General features: G+C 74.7%; 18 protein-coding genes and 1 pseudogene. 12 read left to right on the top strand and 7 right to left on the bottom strand.

All coding sequences use genetic code 11. The features are described 5' to 3' along the window. On the bottom strand, positions 1 to 654 hold a 654-nt coding region (locus I4I78_RS13765), incomplete at its 3' end, for an IclR family transcriptional regulator (protein ID WP_218611694.1). An 80-nt stretch (positions 655 to 734) separates the two neighbouring features. On the opposite strand from I4I78_RS13765, the gene leuC reads away from it, so the two are divergent. From leuC to I4I78_RS33575, 3 genes are all read left to right on the top strand, one after another. Then, complete coding sequence (gene leuC, locus I4I78_RS13760) at positions 735 to 2,156, top strand: 3-isopropylmalate dehydratase large subunit (protein ID WP_218611693.1); 1,422 nt, start codon at positions 735 to 737, stop codon at positions 2,154 to 2,156. Continuing rightward, positions 2,156 to 2,746 (top strand): 3-isopropylmalate dehydratase small subunit, encoded by a 591-nt coding sequence (gene leuD, locus I4I78_RS13755; RefSeq protein WP_218611692.1) that lies wholly within the window; start codon positions 2,156 to 2,158, stop codon positions 2,744 to 2,746. The genes leuC and leuD overlap by 1 nt, the downstream gene beginning before the upstream one ends. A 150-nt stretch (positions 2,747 to 2,896) precedes the next feature. Next, positions 2,897 to 3,484 carry an HU family DNA-binding protein gene (locus I4I78_RS33575; protein ID WP_218611691.1) on the top strand — a complete coding sequence of 196 codons (588 nt, stop codon included), beginning with the start codon at positions 2,897 to 2,899 and terminating at the stop codon, positions 3,482 to 3,484. A 16-nt stretch (positions 3,485 to 3,500) separates the two neighbouring features. On the opposite strand, the gene I4I78_RS13745 is transcribed toward I4I78_RS33575, so the two are convergent. The 3 genes from I4I78_RS13745 to cofC all read right to left on the bottom strand — a co-directional run bounded on the left by I4I78_RS13745 (position 3,501) and on the right by cofC (position 7,729). After that, positions 3,501 to 4,496, bottom strand: coding sequence for an NUDIX hydrolase (locus I4I78_RS13745; RefSeq protein ID WP_218611690.1), 996 nt, complete (start codon positions 4,494 to 4,496; stop codon positions 3,501 to 3,503). Beyond that, entirely contained in the window at positions 4,493 to 6,868 is a 2,376-nt protein-coding gene (locus I4I78_RS13740; RefSeq protein WP_218611689.1) for an RNA degradosome polyphosphate kinase, read from the bottom strand. Before I4I78_RS13740 ends, I4I78_RS13745 begins: the two co-directional genes overlap by 4 nt. A gap of 90 nt (positions 6,869 to 6,958) precedes the next feature. Continuing rightward, positions 6,959 to 7,729 (bottom strand): 2-phospho-L-lactate guanylyltransferase, encoded by a 771-nt coding sequence (cofC, locus tag I4I78_RS13735; RefSeq protein WP_308252091.1) that lies wholly within the window; start codon positions 7,727 to 7,729, stop codon positions 6,959 to 6,961. A 119-nt stretch (positions 7,730 to 7,848) separates the two neighbouring features. Here cofC and I4I78_RS13730 point away from each other — a divergent pair, with 119 nt between their 5' ends. The 3 genes from I4I78_RS13730 (at position 7,849) to I4I78_RS13720 (ending at position 10,868) form a co-directional block, all read left to right on the top strand. Further along, a complete protein-coding gene (locus I4I78_RS13730; protein WP_218611687.1) occupies positions 7,849 to 8,598 on the top strand; it encodes a 1-acyl-sn-glycerol-3-phosphate acyltransferase in 750 nt (249 codons plus the stop codon). A 125-nt stretch (positions 8,599 to 8,723) separates the two neighbouring features. Continuing rightward, on the top strand, positions 8,724 to 9,722 hold the full coding sequence (locus I4I78_RS13725) for an NAD(P)H-dependent glycerol-3-phosphate dehydrogenase (RefSeq protein WP_218611696.1): 999 nt from the start codon (positions 8,724 to 8,726) through the stop codon (positions 9,720 to 9,722). Positions 9,723 to 9,743: 21 nt separating this feature from the next. Further along, positions 9,744 to 10,868 (top strand): cystathionine gamma-lyase, encoded by a 1,125-nt coding sequence (locus tag I4I78_RS13720; RefSeq protein ID WP_218611686.1) that lies wholly within the window; start codon positions 9,744 to 9,746, stop codon positions 10,866 to 10,868. Between the two features lie 533 nt (positions 10,869 to 11,401). On the opposite strand, the gene I4I78_RS13715 is transcribed toward I4I78_RS13720, so the two are convergent. Further along, positions 11,402 to 12,433 carry a glycosyltransferase family A protein gene (locus tag I4I78_RS13715; RefSeq protein WP_218611685.1) on the bottom strand — a complete coding sequence of 344 codons (1,032 nt, stop codon included), beginning with the start codon at positions 12,431 to 12,433 and terminating at the stop codon, positions 11,402 to 11,404. A 218-nt stretch (positions 12,434 to 12,651) separates the two neighbouring features. Between I4I78_RS13715 and I4I78_RS13710 the strand changes: the two genes are divergently transcribed. The 6 genes and pseudogenes from I4I78_RS13710 to I4I78_RS13685 form a co-directional block, all read left to right on the top strand. Further along, positions 12,652 to 13,545 carry a class I SAM-dependent methyltransferase gene (locus tag I4I78_RS13710; RefSeq protein WP_218611684.1) on the top strand — a complete coding sequence of 298 codons (894 nt, stop codon included), beginning with the start codon at positions 12,652 to 12,654 and terminating at the stop codon, positions 13,543 to 13,545. Next, complete coding sequence (locus tag I4I78_RS13705; protein ID WP_218611683.1) at positions 13,542 to 14,672, top strand: glycosyltransferase family 4 protein; 1,131 nt, start codon at positions 13,542 to 13,544, stop codon at positions 14,670 to 14,672. The genes I4I78_RS13710 and I4I78_RS13705 overlap by 4 nt, the downstream gene beginning before the upstream one ends. Continuing rightward, positions 14,669 to 15,943, top strand: a complete 1,275-nt coding sequence (locus I4I78_RS13700; protein ID WP_218611682.1) for an O-antigen ligase — start codon at positions 14,669 to 14,671, stop codon at positions 15,941 to 15,943. The genes I4I78_RS13705 and I4I78_RS13700 overlap by 4 nt, the downstream gene beginning before the upstream one ends. Continuing rightward, positions 15,940 to 17,991, top strand: a complete 2,052-nt coding sequence (locus I4I78_RS13695) for a glycosyltransferase family 4 protein (protein ID WP_226379650.1) — start codon at positions 15,940 to 15,942, stop codon at positions 17,989 to 17,991. The genes I4I78_RS13700 and I4I78_RS13695 overlap by 4 nt, the downstream gene beginning before the upstream one ends. 200 nt (positions 17,992 to 18,191) lie before the next feature. Then, complete coding sequence (locus I4I78_RS13690) at positions 18,192 to 18,689, top strand: HNH endonuclease (RefSeq protein WP_308252092.1); 498 nt, start codon at positions 18,192 to 18,194, stop codon at positions 18,687 to 18,689. 180 nt (positions 18,690 to 18,869) lie between these two features. Further along, positions 18,870 to 19,382: pseudogene (locus tag I4I78_RS13685) on the top strand (MFS transporter); the annotation flags it as partial. A 122-nt stretch (positions 19,383 to 19,504) separates the two neighbouring features. Here I4I78_RS13685 and I4I78_RS13680 read toward each other — a convergent pair. Together I4I78_RS13680 and I4I78_RS13675 are read right to left on the bottom strand one after the other, a co-directional pair. Then, the gene (locus I4I78_RS13680; RefSeq protein ID WP_218611680.1) at positions 19,505 to 20,716 is read right to left on the bottom strand and encodes a cytochrome P450; all 1,212 of its coding nucleotides are present in this window, start codon (positions 20,714 to 20,716) and stop codon (positions 19,505 to 19,507) included. Positions 20,717 to 20,748: 32 nt separating this feature from the next. Continuing rightward, complete coding sequence (locus I4I78_RS13675) at positions 20,749 to 21,867, bottom strand: FAD-binding oxidoreductase (RefSeq protein WP_218611679.1); 1,119 nt, start codon at positions 21,865 to 21,867, stop codon at positions 20,749 to 20,751. Between the last annotated feature and the right edge of the window lie 238 nt (positions 21,868 to 22,105).

The following is a 22,105-nucleotide window of genomic DNA, read 5'->3' as shown; positions in this document are numbered from 1 at the left end:
CCAGCGGACTCCGGGGCGGCGGCCGATCCGGTCGACCGGGCCGGACACCGAGACTGCGGCGACGACCTGTCCGGCGGAGTCGCGGACCGGGGCGGAGACGCTGGAGACCCCGGACTCGCGCTCGGCGACGCTCTGCGCCCAGCCGCGGCGCCGGACATCGATCAGGACCCGGTCGGAGAACGTGGCGTCGCCGAGGACGACGCGCTGGGTCGCCGGGTCCGCCCACGCGGCCAGCACCTTGGCCCCGGAGCCGGCCGTCATCGGCAGCCGGGTGCCGACCGGCACCGTGTCGCGCAGCCCGCTCGGCGGCTCGGCGACGGCGATGCAGATCCGGTGCGTGCCGTCGCGGCGGTAGAGCTGCACGCTCTCGCCGGTGATGTCGCGCAGCCGGGGCAGCACCGCCGACGCGGCCTCGAGCAGCGGGTCGGGGTGACCGCCGGCGAGCTCGCCGAGGGTCGGGCCCGGGTGCCAGCGACCGTCGGCGGCGCGGTGCAGCAGACCGTGTACCTCCAGCCCGACGGCCAGGCGGTGCGCGGTCGCCCGGGGCAGTCCGGTGCGGTCGCAGAGCTCGGCCAGTCCGCACGGCCCCTCGGCCGTCGCGCGCAGGACCCCCACGGCCTTGTCGAGCACGCCGATTCCGCTAGACTGTTCCACGCCTCGATACTAACTTTCCACGATCTGGGAAGTAAAGTCACCACCACCGGGGCCACGAGCGGAGGAAGGAGGCGGGCGCCGTGAGTACCACCGGACGCACGCTGGCCGAGAAGGTCTGGGACCAGCACCTGGTCCGCAAGGGCGAGGGGCAGGAGCCCGACCTGCTCTACATCGATCTGCACCTCGTGCACGAGGTGACCAGCCCGCAGGCGTTCGACGGGCTGCGCCTGGCGGGTCGCCCGGTGCGCCGCACGGACCTCACGATCGCCACCGAGGACCACAACGTCCCCACGCTCGACGTCCTCGCCCCGATCGCGGACGAGGTCTCGCGCACCCAGGTGGACACGCTGCGGCGCAACTGCGAGGAGTTCGGGGTCGAGCTCTACCCGATGAACCACGCCGAGCAGGGCATCGTGCACGTCGTGGGCCCGCAGCTGGGGCTCACCCAGCCCGGCACCACCGTCGTCTGCGGCGACTCGCACACCTCCACGCACGGCGCGTTCGGCGCGATGGCGTTCGGCATCGGCACCTCCGAGGTGGAGCACGTGCTGGCCACCCAGACGCTGCCGCTCAAGGCGTTCAAGACGATGGCGATCAACGTCAACTCCTCGGACGGCACGCTGCGCCCGGGTGTCACCAGCAAGGACGTCGTGCTGGCGATCATCGCCCAGATCGGCACCGGCGGCGGCCAGGGGCACGTACTGGAGTACCGCGGCAACGTCATCGACAACCTGTCGATGGAAGCCCGGATGACGATCTGCAACATGTCGATCGAGGCCGGCGCCCGCGCGGGCATGATCGCCCCGGACGAGACCACGTTCGCCTACCTGAAGGGCCGCGACCGCGCGCCGCAGGGCGATCAGTGGGACTCCGCCGTCACCGCCTGGCGCGAGCTGCGCACCGACGACGACGCGTCGTTCGACCGGACCGTCGACATCGACGGGGACGCGCTGACCCCGTTCGTCACCTGGGGCACCAACCCGGGCCAGGGCCTGCCGCTGGCCGGCAACGTCCCGGACCCGGCCGCGATCGCGGACGAGGGCGAGGCCGCCGCCACCCGCAAGTCGCTGGACTACATGGGCCTGACCGCGGGCACGCCGCTGCGGGAGGTCGGGGTGGACGCGGTATTCGTCGGCTCCTGCACCAACGGCCGGATCGAGGACCTGCGCTCGGTCGCGGAGATCCTGGACGGCCGCCAGGTCGCGAAGGGCGTCCGGATGCTGGTCGTGCCCGGCTCGATGCGGGTCCGGTTCCAGGCCGAGGACGAGGGACTGGACAAGGTGTTCACCGGCGCCGGCGCCGAGTGGCGCTCGGCCGGCTGCTCGATGTGCCTGGGCATGAACCCGGACCAGCTAGCCCCCGGCGAGCGCTGCGCGTCGACGTCGAACCGCAACTTCGAGGGACGGCAGGGCAAGGGTGGGCGTACCCACCTCGTCTCGCCGCTGGTCGCCGCCGCGACCGCCGTCCGAGGAACCCTGAGCTCACCGGAGGATCTGGACTGATGGACCCCGTCTCCACCCACACCGGGATCGGTGTGCCGCTGCGTGTCTCCAACGTGGACACCGACCAGATCATCCCGGCCGTCTACCTCAAGCGCGTCACGCGCACGGGGTTCGAGGACGGCCTGTTCTCCGCATGGAAGAACGACCCGAGCTTCGTGCTGAACAACGAGCCGTTCTCGCGCGGGTCGGTCCTGGTGGCCGGCGCGGACTTCGGCACCGGCTCGTCGCGCGAGCACGCCGTCTGGGCGCTCATGGACTACGGGTTCCGGGTCGTCATCTCCTCGCGGTTCGCCGACATCTTCCGCGGCAACTCGTCGAAGGGCGGGCTGGTCGCGGCCGAGGTGGCGCAGCCCGACGTCGAGCTGCTGTGGAAGCTGCTGGAGAACGAGCCGGGCACCGAGGTCACCGTCGACCTGCGGGAGAAGACGGTGCAGGCCAAGGACATCACCGTGCCGTTCGAGATCGACGACTACGCACGCTGGCGGTTGCTGGAGGGGCTCGACGACATCGGGCTCACGCTGCGGCACGCCGACGCGATCGACGCGTTCGAGGCCACCCGCCCGTCCCGGATGCCGACGACCACCGGCTGAGACCGGCCCGCCCCGGCGTCCTCCGGGCGGGTGACCGTCATCTGTGTGATGGCGACCACCCGAACGGACCTGTGCCGCTGGGGGGTTAGAAGCCGGAATCGCCCTCCGAGACCTGGTGTGGCGCTGGGAGACCCCTTACCGTGCCGGGTCATGAACAAGGCCCAGCTGGTCGACGCGCTGACCGCCCGACTCGGTGACCGGAAGACCGCCGCGGCCGCGGTCGACGGGGTCGTCGACGTGATCGTGGAGACCGTGGGCGCGGGTGACTCGGTGACGCTCACCGGGTTCGGCGTCTTCGAGGCCCGCCGCCGTGCGGCCCGGGTCGCCCGCAACCCGCGGACGGGGGAGACGGTGCCGGTCCCGGAGACCGTCGTGCCGTCGTTCCGTGCGGGCGCGGCGTTCCGGGACCGGATCGAGGGCAGCGCCGCGGCCGCCGCGGGGGCGACCAGCGCGCCGCGTCGCGCGCCGCGCCCGTCCACCCGCGCGAACGGATCGGCCGGGGCCTCGGCCGACGGCACCGACGCCGCCGGGAAGCCCGCCGCCGCGAAGAAGCCTGCCGCCCCGAAGAAGCCTGCCGCCGCGAAGAAGCCCGCCGCTGCGAAGAAGCCCGCCGCGGGCGCGGGCACGACGAAGAAGGCCGCGACCGGCCGGGCGGTGTCGAAGGCCGCCGCCGCCACGACGGCCGACCCCACGAGCACGAAGAAGGCCCCGGCCCGGCGCTCGCGCACCGAGAAGTGACGCCGGCGCGGGCCGCTCAGCCCGGCGGGCGCCGGTAGTAGTCGGCGAACAGCAGTTCGCCGTCGGCGGCGAAGCCCAGCACCCACGTGCTCGCCTTGTGCGAGGGCACACCGTCCGGTGGCACCGCCACCCCGCCGCGTCCGGCCCGGTGGTCGCCGCCGTGATGCCCGTGGGCGCGCTCGGCGAGCAGCAACGCCTCCACCACGTCCGGGATCACGCCGCCCTGGCTGGCCAGCACGGTGACCCCGGGCCGGGCGGCGAGCGCGCGGAATCGCGAGAGCCCGGCACCGGCGTCGTCCCAGTAGCGGTGCTCGCCCATCAGCGGCTCGTCCGCATCGATCGGCAGCCCGGTCGCGGCCGCCAGCGGCTCGAGGGTCTGGCGGCAGCGCAGCGGCGGTGCGCTCGACATCCGGTCCGCGCCGAACCGCGGCAGGAAGGCGGCGAGCCGCTCGGCCTGCGCGTGGCCGGTGCCCGAGAGCGGGCGCAGGTCGTCGTCGTCGTCCCAGTTCGCGCGGTTGCCGGCTTTGGCGTGCCGGACGAACAGCACGGTCGAGGTCGGCACGCCGACCGAGGCCAGCCGCTCGACCAGGTCGGCGTCGTGCGGGTAGGTCAGCAGCGCGCCCGCCTGCGCCCGGGTGACCCAGCGCCGCTGGTCGGTCTCCTCGTTGGGTGTGAAGCCGTGGTCGGTGAGCACCTCGGCCGCCCAGTAGTGCACGACCTTCGCGCCCTTGCCGGGCACGTCGTAGCCGATGTGGCCCAGCCGCCCGCCGAGGCGGGTCGCCAGCCCGGCCTCCTCGACGGTCTCGCGCAGCGCCGTCGCGGTGACCGCCTCGTCCGGTTCCTGGTGTCCCTTGGGCAGCGACCAGTCGTCGTAGCGCGGGCGGTGCACGACCGCGACCTCGATGCCCCCGCTCCCGTCACGGGCCCGACGCCAGGGGACGGTCCCGGCCGCGACGACGTCGGCCTCGACACCGTCGTCCACCGGGTTGCGCGCGTGCTCGGAGGTGCTCATTCGCCGTCGCCGACGCCCTTGCGCGAGGCCATCAGCTCGACCTGGTGGTCGCGCACCCGGCCGGCGTCGGTGCCCGGCGGCGGCGAGGGCTCCCAGGTGCCGCCCGGGCCGAGCGTCCAGCACCGGGTCGACGGGTCCAGGCAGGAGTCGAACACCGCGCCCAGCTGCTCGGCCAGCGCGGGGTCGGCCACCCGGAGCATCACCTCGACGCGGCGGTCGAGGTTGCGGTGCATCATGTCCGCGCTGCCGATCCAGTACTCGTCGGCCGCGCCGAAGTGCAGGAGCCGGGAGTGCTCCAGGAACTGGCCGAGGATCGAGCGCACCGTGATGTTCTCGCTCAGGCCGGGCTGCCCGGGTCGCAGCGCGCAGATCCCGCGGACCACGATGTCCACCGGTACTCCGGCCTGCGAGGCCCGGTAGCAGGCGTCGATGATCGCCTCGTCCACCAGCGAGTTCGCCTTGAGCCGGATCCGGGCGTCGGGCTCGCCGGCGCGGTGCGCCTCGATCTCGTCGTCGATCCGGCGCAGGATCCCGCGCCGCACGCCGTACGGGGCGACCAGCAGGCTGCGGTAGGAGGTCTGGCGGGAGTAGCCGGTCAGCGAGTTGAACAGGTCGGTGAGGTCCGCGGCGATCGTCGGGTCCGCCGTCAGCACGCCCATGTCCTCGTAGAGCCGGGCCGTCTTCGGGTTGTAGTTGCCGGTGCCGATGTGGCAGTAGCGCCGGATCTCCGAGCCCTCCTGGCGCACCACCATCGACGTCTTGCAGTGCGTCTTGAGCCCCACCAGCCCGTAGACGACGTGCACGCCGGCCTTCTCCAGCTCGCGCGCCCAGCGGATGTTGGCCTGCTCGTCGAACCGCGCCTTGATCTCGACCAGCGCGACGACCTGCTTGCCGGCCTCCGCGGCGTCGATCAGCGCGTCCACGATCGGCGAGTCGCCGGAGGTCCGGTAGAGCGTCTGCTTGATCGCCAGCACGTTCGGGTCGGTCGCGGCCTGCTCGATGAACCGCTGCACGCTGGTGGAGAACGAGTCGTAGGGGTGGTGCACCAGCACGTCGCCCTCGCGCAGGGTGGCGAACACGCTGCGCGGGGTCTCCCGCTCGGCGAACGCGGGGTGCGTCGCCGGGCGGAACGGCTCGTCCTTGAGGTCGGGCCGGTTCACCCCGTGCACCTGCCACAGGCCGGTCAGGTCCAGCAGCCCGGGAACGGTGACGACGTCGTTCGGGTCCACGTCGAGCTCGCGCAGCAGCAGCTCCAGCACGTGCTCGGACATCGTGTCGACGACCTCGAGCCGCACCGGCGGCCCGAACCGGCGTCGCGCCAGCTCGCGTTCGAGCGCCTGGAGCAGGTCCTCGTCGCGGTCCTCCTCGACCTCCAGGTCGGCGTTGCGGGTGACCCGGAACGGGTGCACCTCGGCCACCTCCATGCCGGTGAACAGGTCGCCGAGGTGCGCCGAGATGAGGTCCTCGATCGGCAGGAACGTGACCTGGCGCTGCCCGTCGCGGGCGTCCGCGCCGTCCGGGTCGACGACGACCAGCCGCGGCACGTTGTTCGGCACCTTGACCCGGGCGAAGCGCTCGGTACGGCCCTCCGGGTCGCGCACCGTCACGGCCAGGTTCAGCGACAGCCCGGAGATGTAGGGGAACGGGTGCGCCGGGTCCACCGCGAGCGGCGTGAGCACCGGGAAGACCTGCTCGGAGAAGAAGTCCGACAGCCGTAGCCGCTCGGCGTCGGTGAGGTCGTCCCAGCGGCGGATGTGCACGCCCGCGGCGTCGAGCTCGGGCTTGACCTCGTCGGCGAACACCTGGGCGTGCGCCCGGGACAGGGCCCGGCTGCGTTCGGCGATCCGGGCCAGCTGCTGGCGCGGGGTGAGGCCGTCGGCGCTGCGCACGGACAGCCCGGTGTCGTCGCGGCGCTTCAGCCCGGCCACCCGGACCATGTAGAACTCGTCCAGGTTCGAGGCGAAGATGGCCAGGAACTTGACGCGCTCCAGCAGCGGCTGGCTGGCGTCCTCGGCCAGGGCGAGCACCCGTGCGTTGAAGTCGAGCCAGGACAGCTCGCGGTTGAGGTAGCGGTTGTCCGGCAGCACGCTCGGCACCGGTGCGGTCGCCCCCGCCGGCGGTGCGATCGGCGAGGCGCCCAGCGAGGCCGGGGGCGTCGCGGCACCCGGCTGGACCGGGATCCATGCCGCGGCCGGGTCGGTCTCCGTCCCGGCGGCCGCGTGGTGGGTGTGGGTCCGCCGTGCCGCCGGTCGGGGTGCGCGGCGCCCACCGGGGGAGGGCCGGGCCGGTCGGGGCCGTCCGGCGGTCTGCGCCGAGGACTCCGACGGGGTCGCGCCGGGCGTGGCCGGGTCACCTGTCGCGTCGTCGTTCACGCCCTCGATTGTTTCCTACCACCGCTGCGACGGCCAAGGCAGCCACGCCCTGTCGCAGGTGAACACTCGCGGGCGAACCACCGATCCCGGTCACACGTTCGGACAGCGCGGAGGCTCGTTCCGCATGCGCTCCTCTCGGTGCGGAGGCTCGTTCCGCACTGGTTCGGCGAGGTTCGCGGGCCCGTCCTCCGGCGGGGTGAGCACCGCGCGGGTACGGGGGCCGACACCGAGCTCGGCGGCCCGGGCGAGGTCGGCGGAGGTGTCGACGTCGCGGCGCAGGCCGGGCCAGTCGCCGTCGAGGGGCTCCGCACCCGAGACGACGTGCGCCGCGGCCGAGCCGAGACCGAAGTGCGGGTCGAGGGCCGTGCCCGGAGCCGCGACCAGCAACGTCGTGCCCAGGCCGGGCTCGTCGGCGCAGAACGCCCGGGTCGCGCCGCTGCCGAACAGCTCGAGGGCCGCGTCCAGGGCGCCGTCGAGCTGGTCCGGGCGCAGCGCGGGCAGGTCCGCCTGCAAGGCCGCGACGGCGCCGCCGGGCTCGCGCTCGCGCAGCAGCCGGGCGCCGTGCCGCAGCGCCCCGTTGAGGCCCTTCGACGGGTCCGCGACGACGTCGGTGCCCCAGGTGCCGCACCGGATCGCGGCCATCTCCATCGCGACCGCCGGGTCCGAGGAGATGACCACGATCGACCCCACCCGCCGGGCGGCCCGGGCGGCGGCCACGGTGTCCATCGCCAGCGCCAGTGCCAGCCGGGTGTGGGCGGTGAGCGCGCCGACACCGCCGTCGGCGGCGCCGCGCAACCGGGTCTTGGCCACCGGCAGCGGCTTGACCGGTACCACGAGATCGACCCGGAATCTCCTGCGCACGTCACCATCGTCGCACTCATCGGGGCGGCCCGGCTGGACCGTGGCCCTGCTCGCCCGGAAGACTCGCATATCCGACACGTACGAGGGTCCGCGCTGCACGGGCCGTGAGGAGGCTGCCGGTGGCCCGCGAGAAGAGTGGATTCTGGATCGGTCTGGCCGCGACCGTGTTCTACCCGGTCGGCTACCTGACCGGCCGGCCACGCTACGTGGGCCGCGAGCACCTGCCCGAGAACGGCGGCGCACTGATCGTCGGCAACCACATCTCCCACCTGGACCCGATCCACACCGCGTTGTGGCTGCACACCGCGGGCCGGGCCCCACGGTTCATGGCCAAGCACAGCCTGTGGTCGGTGCCGCTGTTCGGGACGGTGCTACGCGGCTGCCAGCAGATCCCGGTCTACCGCAACACCGCCGACGCCCAGCAGAGCCTCGCCGCGGGCACCCAGGCCCTCGCCGACGGCAAGACGGTGATCATCTACCCGGAGGGCACGATCACCCGGGACCCGGACGGCTGGCCGATGCAGTCGCGCACCGGCGTCGCGCGCCTGGCACTGACCTCGGACGTCCCGGTGATCCCGGTGGTGCACTGGGGAACCCGGGAGATCCTCGACGGCTACAACAAGAAGTTCCGCCCGTTACCGCGCACGACGGTCACGGTGCACGGCGGTGACCCGGTCGACCTGTCGGCCTACCGCGGGCGCCCGATCGACGCGCCCTTGCTCCGCGAGGTCACAGACCTGATCATGACGCGGGTGCGGGAGCTGCTGGCCGAGGTGCGCGGGGAGACGGCGCCGGAAGGCTTCTACCAGGTGAAACGGACACCGGACGGCACAGATCCGGGCCGCGGCGGACCGGCGGCGGCCCCGTGAGCGGGCCCTCCGGCGACGACCCCGTGGGCGACGACCCCGTGGGCGACGACACGGTCGACACCGTCAGCGGGGCGGGCGCCCCGGTGGCGCCCGCCCCGCGACCGGTCAACGAGCCGGTGCACGACCTGCAGCGGATCGCGGTGCTGGGCGCCGGGTCCTGGGGGACCGCGTTCGCCAAGGTCCTGGCCGACGCCGGGCGTGCGGTCACCCTGTGGGCGCGCCGCGAGGAGGTGGCTCGGGAGATCACCGCCCGGCACCGCAACCCGGACTACCTCCCCGACGTCGAGCTGCCCTACGGGCTGGTGGCCACCTCGGACCCGCGCGCCGCGCTCTCCGGCGCCGACGCCGTCGTGTTCGCGGTGCCGTCGCAGTCGCTGCGGGAGAACCTGGAGGTGTGGCGCGACCTGCTGCCCGAGGGGGTCACGCTGGTCAGCCTGGCCAAGGGCGTCGAGCTGGGCTCGCTCAAGCGGATGAGCCAGGTGATCGCCGAGGTCGCGCGCGTGCCCGACGACCACGTCGCCGTCGTCTCCGGCCCGAACCTGGCCGCCGAGATCGCGCACGAGGAGCCGACCGCCACCGTCATCGCGTGCGCCGACCACGGTCGCGCGGTGGCACTGCAGACCGCGTTGGCGACCGGGTACTTCCGCTCCTACACCAACACCGACGTGATCGGTGCCGAGCTGGGCGGCGCGGGCAAGAACGTGATCGCGCTGGCCGTCGGGATCGCGGCCGGGATGGGCCTGGGCGACAACAGCCGGGCCTCACTGATCACCCGCGGCCTGGCCGAGATGTCGCGGCTCGGGGTGGCGCTGGGCGCCAGCCCGCTGACGCTGGCCGGCCTGGCCGGGCTCGGGGACCTGGTGGCGACGTGCTCGTCGCCGCTGTCGCGCAACCGGACGTTCGGCGAGCACCTGGGACAGGGCGCGAACCTGACCGAGGCGGAGAAGGCGAACAACGGGCAGGTCGCCGAGGGCGTCAAGTCGTGCGTGTCGATCTGCGAGCTGGCCACCCGGCACGGGGTGGAGCTGCCGATCGTGGACGCGGTGCGGCGGGTGTGCCACGAGGGCATGTCGACCTCGGCGCTGGCCAAGGACCTGATCAGCCGGGCACCGAAACCGGAGTGAGACGCCGGTAGCGTGCCGGCCATGGACGACGGGACCCGGTGTGTACGTGGCGGCTCGACACCCGGGCCGCAGCCCGTGGGGTCCCCAGTGCACGCCGGACCGGTGCTCTCGGCCACGTTCCACCTCGGGCTCCCGCACGACGCGGACTCCGGCGCCGACTTCTACGGCCGCGCCGACAACCCCACCTGGCGGGAGCTGGAGTCCGCGATCGGGGACCTCGACGGCGGCCCGTGCACGGTCTTCGCCTCCGGGATGGCCGCGATCGCGGCGGTGATGCGCTCGTTCACCGACGCCGAGCGCGGGGTGCTGCTGCCCAGCGACGGCTACTACGTGGCCCGGCTGCTCGCCGACGAGGACCTCGCCCCGCTGGGCGTCCCGGTCCGCACCTGCGCGACGGCCGGCGACTGGGCCGCCGCGCTGCGGGAGGGCCCCGCACCGGGGCTGGTGCTGCTGGAGACACCGTCCAACCCGGGCCTGGAGGTCTGCGACATCCGGGCCGTAGCCGAGGCGGCGCACGCGGCCGGTGCGCTGCTCGCGGTGGACAACACGACCGCGACCCCGCTGGGGCAGCGCCCGCTCGAGCTCGGCGCGGACCTCGTCGTGGCCAGCGACACGAAGGCACTGGCCGGGCACGGCGACGTGCTGCTCGGGCACGTCAGCGCGGCCGACCCGGTGCACGCCGAGCGCCTGCGCGCGGCCCGCACCCGCGGCGGTGCGGTGCCCGGACCGATGGAGACCTGGCTGGCCCTGCGCGGCCTGGGCACGCTGGACCTGCGGCTGGCCCGGCAGGCCGAGAACGCCCGCGCGCTGGCAGTCGCGCTGCGCGAGCACCCCGCCGTGCGCGACGTCCGCTGGCCCGGCCTGACCGACGACCCCGCGCACCGGCAGGCCCGCGCCCAGATGCGGCGGTGGAACGGGATCCTGCGGTTCACACTGCCGTCGGTGCACGCCGTGGGCGAGTTCCTCGACGCCTGCGAGCTCGTCGACTCGACGACCAGCTTCGGCAGCCTGCGCACCTGCGCCGACCGCCGCGCCCGGTGGGGCGACGCGGTGCCCGAGGGCCTCGTCCGCCTCTCGGCCGGGTGCGAGGACACCGCCGACCTCGTCGCCGACGTCCTGCGCGCCCTCGACACGATCGTCCGCTGAGCGACGCGTCTCCTCGCACACGTCCCGGCCCGTCCGCGCCCCTGCGATGCTCCTCGAGCGTCACGTCGTGGTGGTGGTGACGACCGATTCGTGACGCCCGACGGCGGTCTGGCCGCCACTGCGGGCGAGCGCTCCCCGAGTGTCACGTCGTGGCGGGCGGAGCAACCGGAACGTGACGTTCGACGGCAGGGCGGACACCTCGGTCGGCGCCACCCGGACTGACCGCTCACCTCGCACACGTTCCGGTGTCCTCGCATGCGTTATAACCCGTGCGAGGACACCGAGACCCATGCGAAGTCGAGCCGGGTGGGGACCTGGCTGCGGGCCGTGGCGAACCTGTGCAGGGAGCCGCGCAGCTCGGTCGCCAGGGTGGGGGCGACCAGGCTGGCTCGACCACCTGACCGGGCACGTGCATCCCGACGTCGGCCCGTACGACGCCGGGTTCCGGGTGGACGTGCTCACCCGCCCGGTCTGACGCCGGCCGGTCTCCCGGCGTCCGGTCATCCGTCGTCCGGTCACCCGGCGCCCGGTCCTCAGGCGGCCGGGCGCACGGCCGACTCGCCGGCCGCCGTGCTCCCCGGCGGGAGCGCGACCGGCTCGACGTGGGTGGCCGAGTAGGCCCGCCGGACCAGGCCCGGGGCCAGCGCGAGACCGGCCCGGATGGCCGCGGTGCGCAGGTCCCAGCGCTCGCGCAGGGCGTCGTCGCAGGCCCGGCGCGCGCCGGCCACGTCGCCGTCGAACAGCGCCACCCGCGCCCCGACGACGCCGCGTCGGTGCCGGCTGCGGCGCAGCTCCCGCTCCAGCGCGGCCAGGTCCTCCGGTCGCCCGGACGCCTGCGCGTGCCGGGTCACCACGACCTCGCGCTGCGCCTCCAGCGCCAGCACCGACCGCCCGCCCCGCGACATCGACTCCGGCGCCTGGCAGTACCGGCCCAGCTTGTCCGGCACCATGACGAGCCCGCGCCCGGCGCCGACGATCCGCAGGAAGATCTCCAGGTCGGCGACGGCGACGGTGTCCGCGTCGAGCTCCCCGTGCGACTCCCACACCTCCCGGCGAACCGCGCCGGTGTAGTACGGGCAGAGCCCCTCGACCAGCTCCGCGAGCGTGAGCAGGTGGTTCTCGTCCGGCCGCGGCGCGCCCCAGTTCTCCAGGTACGACTTCGGCAGCTGCTCCCCGGTGGTGGCGGAGAAGAACCAGGCGTCGGGGCACACGGCGTCGACCTCGGGCCGCGCGTCGAGGACGGCGCCGAGCCGCGCGCAGAACCCGGGTTCGACGTGGTCGTCGCTGTTGAGCAGGCTGACGTAGCGGCCCCGCGCGGCCGCCGACGCGGCGTTGATCCCGCCGGCCGCGCCCCGGTTGGGCTGGCGGACCAGGCGGATCCGGGGGTCGTGGGTGTAGCCGCCGACGATGCGGGCCATCTCGTCGGACAGGCCGTTGTCGACGACGACGAGCTCCCAGTCCGGGTCGGTCTGTGCGAGTACCGACTCGATCATCCCGGCGACGCGGTCCTCGGTGCGGTAGGCCGTGGACAGGAAGCTGAACCGGGGCGTGGAGGGCTCGGACATCGGTGGGTGCCTCCTACGCCGTCGTGGGGGCGGCGCGTCGCCGCTCCACACTGGAATCGGCGATCCGGTCACGACGTTACGGTGACCAGCGTCGCACTACCGTCCGTACTGCGTAACGGCGTGCGGCCGATCGGCGAGGCCACGTTGAGCGTCGTGATCACGTCCGGGGAGGCGATGGTGGGTTCCGCGCCGCACCGTGTCCGGGGGGTGACCGCCTGATGCTGGCACCGCCGGAGAGGCTGGCCGACTTCGTGTCCTGGCCCGCCGAACCCGAGCACGTCGGCCGCTGGCCGGTCTACGTCGACTACGACGACAGCATCCTGGACCGCGCGCGGCTGCTCGCCGGGGGCGGCGCCAGCGAGATCGAGCGCGGCAGCGGCGTGACGGCGACGCTGCGCCGCACCCTGCGCAGGGTCACCAACCCCGACGGGCGGACCCGCCGCAACGTCGACGTCCTCGTCGACACCCTGGTCGGCAACCTGGATGGGGAGCGCGACCGGGCCACGGTGCTGGTCGTCGGCGGCGGCGAGATCGGCAACGGCGCGGACCGGCTCTACTCCGACCCGCGCGTCGAGGTGCTGGCCTTCGACATCTACGCGGGCCCGAACGTGCAGTTCGTCGCCGACGCCCACCGGATCCCGTTCTCCGACGGCTCGGTGGACGCCGTCGTCGTCCAGGCCGTCCTCGAGCACGTCCTCGACCCCGCGCGGGTGGTGGCCGAGATCCACCGGGTCCTGGCACCGGACGGGCTGGTCTACGCCGAGACCCCGTTCCTGCAGCAGGTCCACGAGGGCCCCTACGACTTCACCCGGTTCACCGAGTCCGGGCACCGCTGGCTGTTCCGCGCGTTCTCCCGGATCGACTCCGGGGTCGTCGGCGGGCCCGGCGTGCAGCTGATCTGGACGCTCGGCGCCGTCGCCGCGGGCCTGTCCCGGTCCCGCGCGGTCGGCCGGGCGACCCGGCTGGCGCTGTTCTGGCTGCGGTTCCTGGACCGGGTCGTCCCGCAGAACGTGCAGGTGGACGGCGCGTGCGGGGTGTACTTCCTCGGCAGGCGCGCCGAGACGCCGCTGTCCCCGGCGCAGATGCCGGGCCAGTACCGCGGCGCGCAATGAGCACGACCGGGACGCGGATCGCGTTCACCCTCACCCAGGACCGTGGCGGCCCGGTCGACGTCTGCCTGGCGCTGGCCGCGGAGCTCGTCGGCTCCGGCGCCGCCGACGTCCGCGTGTTCGGCCCGCCGCCCGCCCGTGGCGCCGGGGCGCTGGCCGCGCACTGGACCGAGACCGGCGTCGACACCAAGCTCGACGTCGCCGCGGCCCGCGCGCTGGCCGCGCAGCTGCGCGAGTGGGAACCGGACGTGGTGCACGCCCAGGACCGCCGGGCCGGGCTCGTGCTGGCCGGGATGCGGACCGCGCGGCGTCGCCCACAGCTGGTGCAGACCTATCACGGCGTGCCCGAGGACGTCACCGAGCCGTGGTTCCGCGGGCTGCCCGGCGCGGCGCGCCCGTCCGGCTACACGCGCGCCACGCTGGCCGCCGACGCCGTCGTGGGGCGGCTGCTGGACCGCACCGTCGTCCCGTCCGAGCCGATGCGGCGCTTCCTGCACGACCGGCTGCGGCTGCCCGCGCGCCGGCTCGTCCACGTCGACAACGGCCTGGAGCTGGGACCGTCCGCGCCGCCGGAGCACCCGGTCCGCCACCTCCTGGTGGTCGGCCTGCTGCTCGCCCGCAAGGGCATCGCCGACCTGCTCGCCGCGCTCGCCCGCCCCGGCACGATGCCCGCCGACGCGCACCTGACGATCGCCGGCGACGGCCCGGAGCGCGCCGCGATCGAGGAGCTCGCCGCGGGGTTCGGGGGCCGGGTCGCGATGCTCGGCTTCCGCAGCGACGTGCCGGCCCTGATGCGGGCCGCGGACGCCGTCGTCGTGCCGTCGAGAATGGAGCAGCAGCCGCTGGTCGTGATCGAGGCGATGGCCGCGGGCAAGCCGGTGGTGGCCACCGACACCGGGGACGTCGCCACCATGCTGGGCGACCCCCGCCTGCTCGCCGTGCCCGGTGACGTCGACTCCCTGGCCGCGGCCCTGCGGCGGCTGTTCGAGGACCCCGACCCCGCGGCGACCGGCCGCGCGCTGGCCGAGCGCGCCGCCGACCGCTACTCCGCCGCCACCGCCGCGCGCGCCCACCTGGACCTCTACGCGCGGCTGACCGACGCGGACGCGCGCGTGCGGCGGGCCGCGTGACGACCGTCCTCACCCGCCCCACGGCGCTGGTCCGCGAGGTCCGCACCGGCGGCGTCGAGGCGCGGGCGCTGCAGGTGCTGGCGTTCCTGACCGTCGCGCTGTCGTCGTTCGAGGGCTACCTGCTCGAGATCAACACGACGGTCACCAAGGTGCCGGCCGGGCTCCTGATCCTCGCCTGGTTCGCCGCGCGGGTCCGGCAGCGCCGGCTGCCTGCGTTCCACCCCGTGCACCTCGCGCTGGCCGTGCTCGCCGTCGCCGTGCTGGCCTCGGCCGCGATCCACAACGGCGACACGTTCACCATGGACTACGCCCAGCGCTGGGTGTCGTTCCTGCTCACCGCACTGGTACTGCTCGACCTGGCCTCGCGCGAGGTCCCTGTGCGGGTGCTGGTGTGGGCGTCGGTGCTCGGCGCCGCGGTGGCCGGCGGCGGCGCGCTGTGGAGCTTCCTGATCGACGACTCGCCGCGCGCGACGGGCCCGCTGGAGGACCCGAACGACCTGGCCTACGTGCTGGTCTCGGCCGTCCCGCTGCTGGTCGCGCTGTTCGTCCCGCGCCGGCGCCGGGACCGCCCGGACGGCGCGCCACGCCGGACGATCCCGCGCCCCGGTGCGGCGCTGATCGGCGTGCTGGTGCTGATCCTGGTGCTCGGCGCGGCGGTGACGGTCTCGCGCGGCGGGCTGATCGCGCTCGGCGTCGCGCTGGCGTGGCTGGGCCTGCGCCGCGGGATCGCGCCGCGGGTGCTGGTGGCGGTCGGCGCCGTCGTCGCGGTCGGCGGGGTGGTGCTGGCGCTGGCGTTCAGCTCGCTGGTCGGGCAGGCCCTGTCGCAGAAGGACCAGGTGGCGGGCTCGAACGTGGACACCCGCGCGCTGCGCTGGCAGGTCGCCGCGCAGATGCTGCCCGAGCACCCGCTGCTCGGCGTCGGGCCCGGCGGGTTCCGCAGCAACTACCTCGGCGTCTCGCACAACGCGGAGCTGGCCGAGCAGACACCGGTCGCGCACAACATGTACGTCGAGGTCGCCGCGGAGCTCGGGCTGCTCGGACTGGCCGGGTTCCTCGGCGTGATCGTGGTGGCCCTGTGGTCGTCGGAGAGGGCGATCCGTTCCGCGCGCGCCGGACCGGACCGCCTCCTGCCGCTGGCCGTGCAGTGCTCGCTGGTCGCGATCCTGGTCGCCTCGGCGTTCCTGTCCGAGCAGTACTACATGCCCCTCTGGTCGATGATCGCCGCCGCGTGCGCGCTCGGCCTCCGGAACGGGACGGAACCGGTGCGATGACGGGCAGGGCGATGACGGGCTCGGGGATGCGGGTGCTGCACGCGATCAACGAGATGGGTGACGGCGGTGCCGAGCGGATGGTCGCCGACCTCGCCCGCGGCGGCACGTCGCACGGCTGGACGTCGGCGGTCCTGAGCTCCGGCGGCCGGCGGGCCGACGAGCTGGCCGTCGAGGGCGTCGCGACGTACGCGATGCCGCTGGCCCGCCGTTCGCCGGTGGCGTTGCTGCGCAGCGCCCTGCGCGCCCGCCGCGCGGCGCGGGCGTTCGCCCCGGACGTCGTCGTCGCGCACAACGTGCTCGTCAGCCTCGTGCTCTGGGTCGCGCTGCACACGCTGCGCCGCCGTCCGGCGCTGGTGACGGTGTTCCACGGCGTCGGGGCACCGGACCACCGCGGCGCCGCCCGGCTGCTCTCGCGCACCTCCGACGTCGTGGTCGCGGTGTCCGGCGCGCTCGCCGACCGGCTGCGCGGCGCCGGACTCACCGGCACCCGTCTGACGGTCGTGCGCAACGCCGTCACCGCGCCCGCCCCCGGTGACCACGGCCCCGACCGTGCAGCCGCACGGGAGCGGCTCGGTCTGCCGCCCGACCGCCGGATCGTGCTCTGCCCGGCCCGGATGGTGGCCCAGAAGCGCCACGACGTGCTGCTCGACGCCTGGTGGCGGCTGCCCGGCGACGCCCTGCTACTGCTCGCCGGGGACGGTCCGCTGCGCGCCGGGCTGGAGACCGCGGCCGCACCGCAGGGGGACCGGGTCCGCTTCCTGGGCAACCGCTCCGACGTCGACGAGCTGCTGCGCGCCGCCGACGTCACCGTCCTGACCAGCGACTGGGAGGGGCTGCCGATGGTCGTCCTGGAGTCGCTGGCGGCCGGGCGCCCGATGGTCGCCACCGACGTCGACGGCGTGCGCGAGGTGCTCGGCGACGGGGCAGGGCTGCTGGTCGCGCCCGGCGACCCGGACGCCGTCGCCGCCGCACTGGCCCGGGTGCTCGACGAACCGGACACGGCCGCGTCCCTGGTCCGCGCCGGGCACGCCGTGATCGCCCGCGACCACGACCCGGACGCGATGCTGGGCCGTTACGACGACGTCCTGCGCGGCGCCCGGCACGCCGGCCCTCCCGGACGTCCCGGACGGGTGTGGGTCGCGACCGCGGCGGTGCTGGCCGGGGCGCTGGTCGCGGTCGCCGTGTTCGCCGGTGTGCTCGCGCAGCCGGGCCGCTACCAGGGCACCGTCGGGGTCGTCGCGCGCCCGGCGAGCGTCGTCACCTCGGTCGCGCTGTCGGCGGGCGCGGCCGGCTCGACCAACTACGGCGAGGTCGTCTCGCTGGCGTTGCCGTCGCTGCCCGAGCTGGCCACCGGGCCCACGCTGCTGGCCGCCGCGGCCGCGCAGGTGCCGGGGGCCCCGTCCGGCGAGGACCTGCGACCGGACGTCTCGGTGGAGCTGCTGCCGGGCTCCGGCGTGGCGCGGATCAGCGTCCGGTCCGGCGATCCGGAGCTGGCCGGGCGGCTCACCGAGGCCGTCACCGACCAGGTGGTGCGCGCGCGGCCGCTGGCCCCGGCCGGGGAGCTGCGGGCCATCGACCGGCGGGCGAGCGTCTCGGAGGTGTCGGCGTCGCCGGTGCTCGGTGCGGCCTTCGCCCTGCTCGCCGGCCTGGTCGCGGCGGCGGCCACGGCGGCGCTGCTGCTGCCGCGCCGTCGCGACGCCGAACGCGAGCACGCGGCGCTGCTGCGCGCCCTCGGCGACGCCGGGCGCGATCCGGTCGCGGTGCTCGACGCCGCCGACCCGGTCCTCGCGAGCCGGGTCCGGATCCTGGCCCGCGACGCGGGGCGGCCGCTGCGCGTCGTCGCCGCGGGCCCCGGCCTGCAGGACCGCGTGCGGTCGCTGCGCGACGAGCTCGCCCCGGTCGCCGTCCTCGCCGGAGCCGGGCGGCCGGACGAGCCGGCGGCGGTGCTCGCCGTGGCCGACCGCCGCCGCACCCGGACCGACGAGCTGGCCGGCATCGTCTCGGCGCTGCCGGAGTCCGGGTCGCTGCTCGCCGTCGTCCTCGTCTGAGACCGGGCCACCTGCCGTCGGCCGCGATATCACACTTACGTAACCCGATCCCCGTATGGTCGACTACACGCACCCGCGTGTGGTTCCCCGGAGGTGGTCGCGTGCCGTTCCGACAACTGGTCCCCATCGGTGCCGACCTCGAGTCCGAGGCGGGACCGGGTCCCGCGCCGAACCCGGGCGCTGTGCCCACGGGGTCCAGGGTGCTGCTGCTCAACGCGAGTTTCGAGCCGCTGGCCGTCGTCACGGCCAAGCGGGCGATCGTGTTGCTGCTCAGCGGAAAGGCCGAGTGCGTGCAGGTCGCCCTGGAGGGCACCTCGTTCCGCTCGGAGAACCTCTCGCTCCCCGCGCCGTCGGTGATGCGGCTGTCCCGCTACGTGCGGGTGCCCTACCGCCGTGCCGTGCCGATGACCCGGGCCGGGGTGCTGCGCCGTGACGGACGCCGGTGCGCCTACTGCGGCCGCCGGGCGGACACGATCGACCACGTCGTCCCGCGCAGCCGGGGCGGCAAACACTCCTGGGAGAACTGCGTCGCGGCCTGCCGCACCTGCAACTCCCGCAAGGCCGACCGTTTCGTCGAGGAGATCGGCTGGAGCCTGAAGACGGTTCCCGGCCCGCCCAGCCGTTCCGCCGGGGGAGTTCTGGTCCTGGCCGTGGAACCGCTGCCCGCCTGGGAACCCTGGCTCAACACCGCCGCCTGACGCACCTCCGGCCACGTGTCGGCGGACGAACGTGGCATCCGTCGCGTGGAGCGCTACGAACGCCACACTCGTGGGCGGACACGGGGTGGGTGCGGTGGTAATCGGGGTGCCTGTGGGGTGGCTCGGGCCTAGGGTTCCGGCATGCCCGGTTGACGTAGCCTCCCGCCCCCGGCCCGTCGGATGGTGCGACTCGCACTCGTCTGGCAGGCCCTGCACCACGCGGTGCCGATCTTCTGGCTCTACGCGTTGCTGTTCGCCGACTCCGGCCTCTCGGTCGCGCAGATCTCGGCGTTGTTCGCGGTCTGGTCCTCGGTCGGGATCGTGGCCGAGGTGCCCTCGGGTGCGCTGGCCGACCGGTGGTCGCGGCGCGGGTCGGTGGTGGCCAGCGGGTTCGTGATCGGCGCCGGGTTCGCGGTCTGGACGGTGCTGCCGACCGTCGCCGGGTTCACCGCCGGGTTCGTGCTGTGGGGGCTCGGTTCCGCGCTCGCGTCGGGTGCCTTGGAGGCACTGCTGTACGACGGTCTCGACGCCGTCGGCGAGGCGGAGGCCTACCCCCGCGTCAACGGCGCCCTGAACTCGATCGCCCAGCTCGCCCAGATCCCGGCCGGTCTCGCCGCCGGGGCGCTCCACGAGCTGGGCGGCTACCCGCTGGTCGGCTGGGTCAGTGTCGGCTGCTGCCTGGCGTCATCGGTCCCGGCCGTGTTCCTCCCCGAACCCCGGCCGCCGCGGGAGACCGCGTCGTGGAGCCACGACGCGCCCTCCGACCTCGACGGGGCGCGTCAAGGCTCCACAACGCGGAGGTGGGGCGGTGGTCGTCAGGCTCGGCGGCCTGGGGTGACCGGCATGCTGGTCAGGCCGCGGACCAGGGTGCTGCGGCGGTGCGTCAGCTCGGTGGCGTCCACGGCCAGGGCCAGGTCCGGGCGGTCGGCGATCAGCGAGCCGATCGCCACCCGGCCCTCGTTGCGGGCCAGCTGCGCGCCCAGGCAGAAATGCAGGCCGTGCCCGAAGAACACGCCGCCGGTCGGGGCCTCGCGGGCGATGTCGAGCGCGGCCGCGTCGGGGGCCCAGCCCTCGTCCCGGTTCGCCGCGGCGAGGCCGAGCATCACCATCGAACCGGCCGGGATGGTCACCCCGGAGTAGGTGACGTCCTCGGCCGCGAACCGGATCGGCGCGTTGGCGACCGGGGAGTCCCAGCGCAGGAACTCCTCCACCGCAGAGTCGATCAGCTCCGGGTCGCTCTGCAGCCGGGCGAGCTGCTCGGGGTGGGTGAGCAGGGCCAGGACCCCGTTGCCGATCAGGTTGACGGTCGTCTCGTGCCCGGCGATGAGCAGCAGCGTCGCCATCGCGACGAGCTCCTCGGAGGACAGACGGTCGCCGTCGTCCTCGGAGACCTGGGCGAGCGAGGACAGCAGCGCGTCGTCGGGCTCGGTGCGCTTGCGCTCGACGAGCTCGGCGAGGTAGCCGGACAGCTTTCCCATCGACTCCATCTTCGCCGCGTCCGGGGAGTCGTCGACGAGCACCGAGGACCAGGCCCCGAACTCGTCGCGGTCCTCCGGCGGGACGCCGAGCAGCTCGCAGATCACCAGGACCGGCAGCTGGAAGGCGTAGGCCCGCATCAGGTCGACGGTGCCGTCCTCGGGCAGCCCGGCCAGCAGCTCGTCGGCGATCTCCTGCACGCGCGGGCGGAGTTCGGCCATCCGCCGCACCGTGAACGAGCGGCTGACGAGCTTGCGCAGCCGGGTATGGTCCGGCGGGTCCATCAGGATCATCATCGGCGTCGGTGCCGCGGGCATCTCCGCGCGCTGCTCTTCGGGCAGCGTGAAGCGCCAGTCCTTGCTCAGCCGCGGGTCGACGAACGCCTCCCGGACGTCGTCGTGCCGGCTGATCAGCCACATCGGGCCGTCCGGCAGGTCGAGCCGGCGCACCGGCTCCTGCTCGCGGAGCTCCGCGTAGGCCGGGTACGGGTCGGTCCAGAAGGCTCCGTCGAACAGCTCGTGCTGCTCGGTGCCGGTGGTGGTCAGCGCCATGCCCCCATGGTGCCACCGGTGTAAGCGAGCGCTTACACCCCCGGACGCGTGACGGCCACCACATCCGGGTCGACGGCGATGTCCGCCGGTACCGCGGCTCCGGTGACGACGGCGGCCCCGAGCGCGGCCAGCGCCGGAGCCGACTCGATCCCGGACCCGCCCTGACCGGCGAAGAAATGGAAGCCGGGGTGCTCCGGGCGGGCCCCGACGACCGGCGCCCGGTCGGGCACGAACGAGCGAAGCCCGGCCCACGCGGTGCGCACCGAGTGCAGCGGCAGCGTGGTCGCCGCGCGCACCCGGTCCAGGGCCAGGGCGACGTCGAGCTCGTCCGGGCGGGCGTCGCCGGGCTCGGTGGGCGTCTCGTCGGCCGGGGACACGAGCACCGCGTCCGCCTCGGCCTTGAAGTAAAACCGGTCCGCGGTGTCGATCACCATCGGCAGGCCGGTCGGGAGCGAGGGCACCGGGCAGGCCGCGATCGTGCGCCGGTGCGGGACCAGCCCGATCCCGGGCACCCCGGCCCGTGCGGCGACGACGTCGGTCCAGGCCCCGGCCGCGTCGACGACCTCGGCGGCGGTGAGCCGGTGCGTCCCCGCCCGGATCCGCCAGCCCGCCCCGTCGCGGGTGATCGTCTCGACCCGGGCGTCGCGCAGCACCGTGGCGCCGCGGCGGCGCAGCCCGCGCAGGTAGCCGGCGTGCAGGGCGATCGCGTCGACGTCGGACGCGGCGGCGGTGAACGCGGCCGCGCGGGGCGCGTGCAGGACCGGGCACACCTCGAGCGCCCCGGCGACGGTCAGCGGAACCGGTGCACCCGGCTCGCCGGCCTGCTCGGCGAGCATGGCTGCCATCGCGGCCTCACCCTCGTCGTCGACGGCGACCCACAGCACCCCACGCGGGGTGAGCAGGGGCGGCGTGCCGAGCTCGTCGGCGAGAGCGGCGAACCGGGGGCCGCTGGCGCTGATCAGCGCGCGGAACGGGCCGGATCCGTGGCCGGGCACGTAGGTCGCGGCGGACCGGGCGGTCGAGTGCAGCGGTAGGTCGGGCTCGGCCTCGAGCAGGGTGACGCGCCGGGTCGCGGCCAGCTCGTAGGCGATCGAGACGCCGGCGATGCCGCCGCCGACGACCGCGATATCGGTGCGCTCTGCGCTGCTCACGGGGCCCACCGTAAATCGGTGGCGACGGGGGCCGCGGCCGGTCTAGCTTCTCCCCATGCGGATTTTCTTCCTCTGAGCAGCCGGGGACGTACCTGTCCCCCGCCTGTCGGGCGCCTCTCGTGCGTACCGACGCTCATCTGCCTCTCCTCATCCGATCGCGTGCGGTCCGGGCTCGTCCGTCGAGCCGGTGCGACCGCGCCGTCGGTGCCCGGCCGAGCGGCGTCCCGCGGACTGCGGG

The organism is Pseudonocardia sp. KRD291 (assembly GCF_019263595.1).
GTDB lineage: Bacteria > Actinomycetota > Actinomycetes > Mycobacteriales > Pseudonocardiaceae > Pseudonocardia.
The sequence above is the reverse complement of the archived record's forward strand: the minus strand, read 5'-3'. Positions and strand labels throughout refer to the sequence as shown.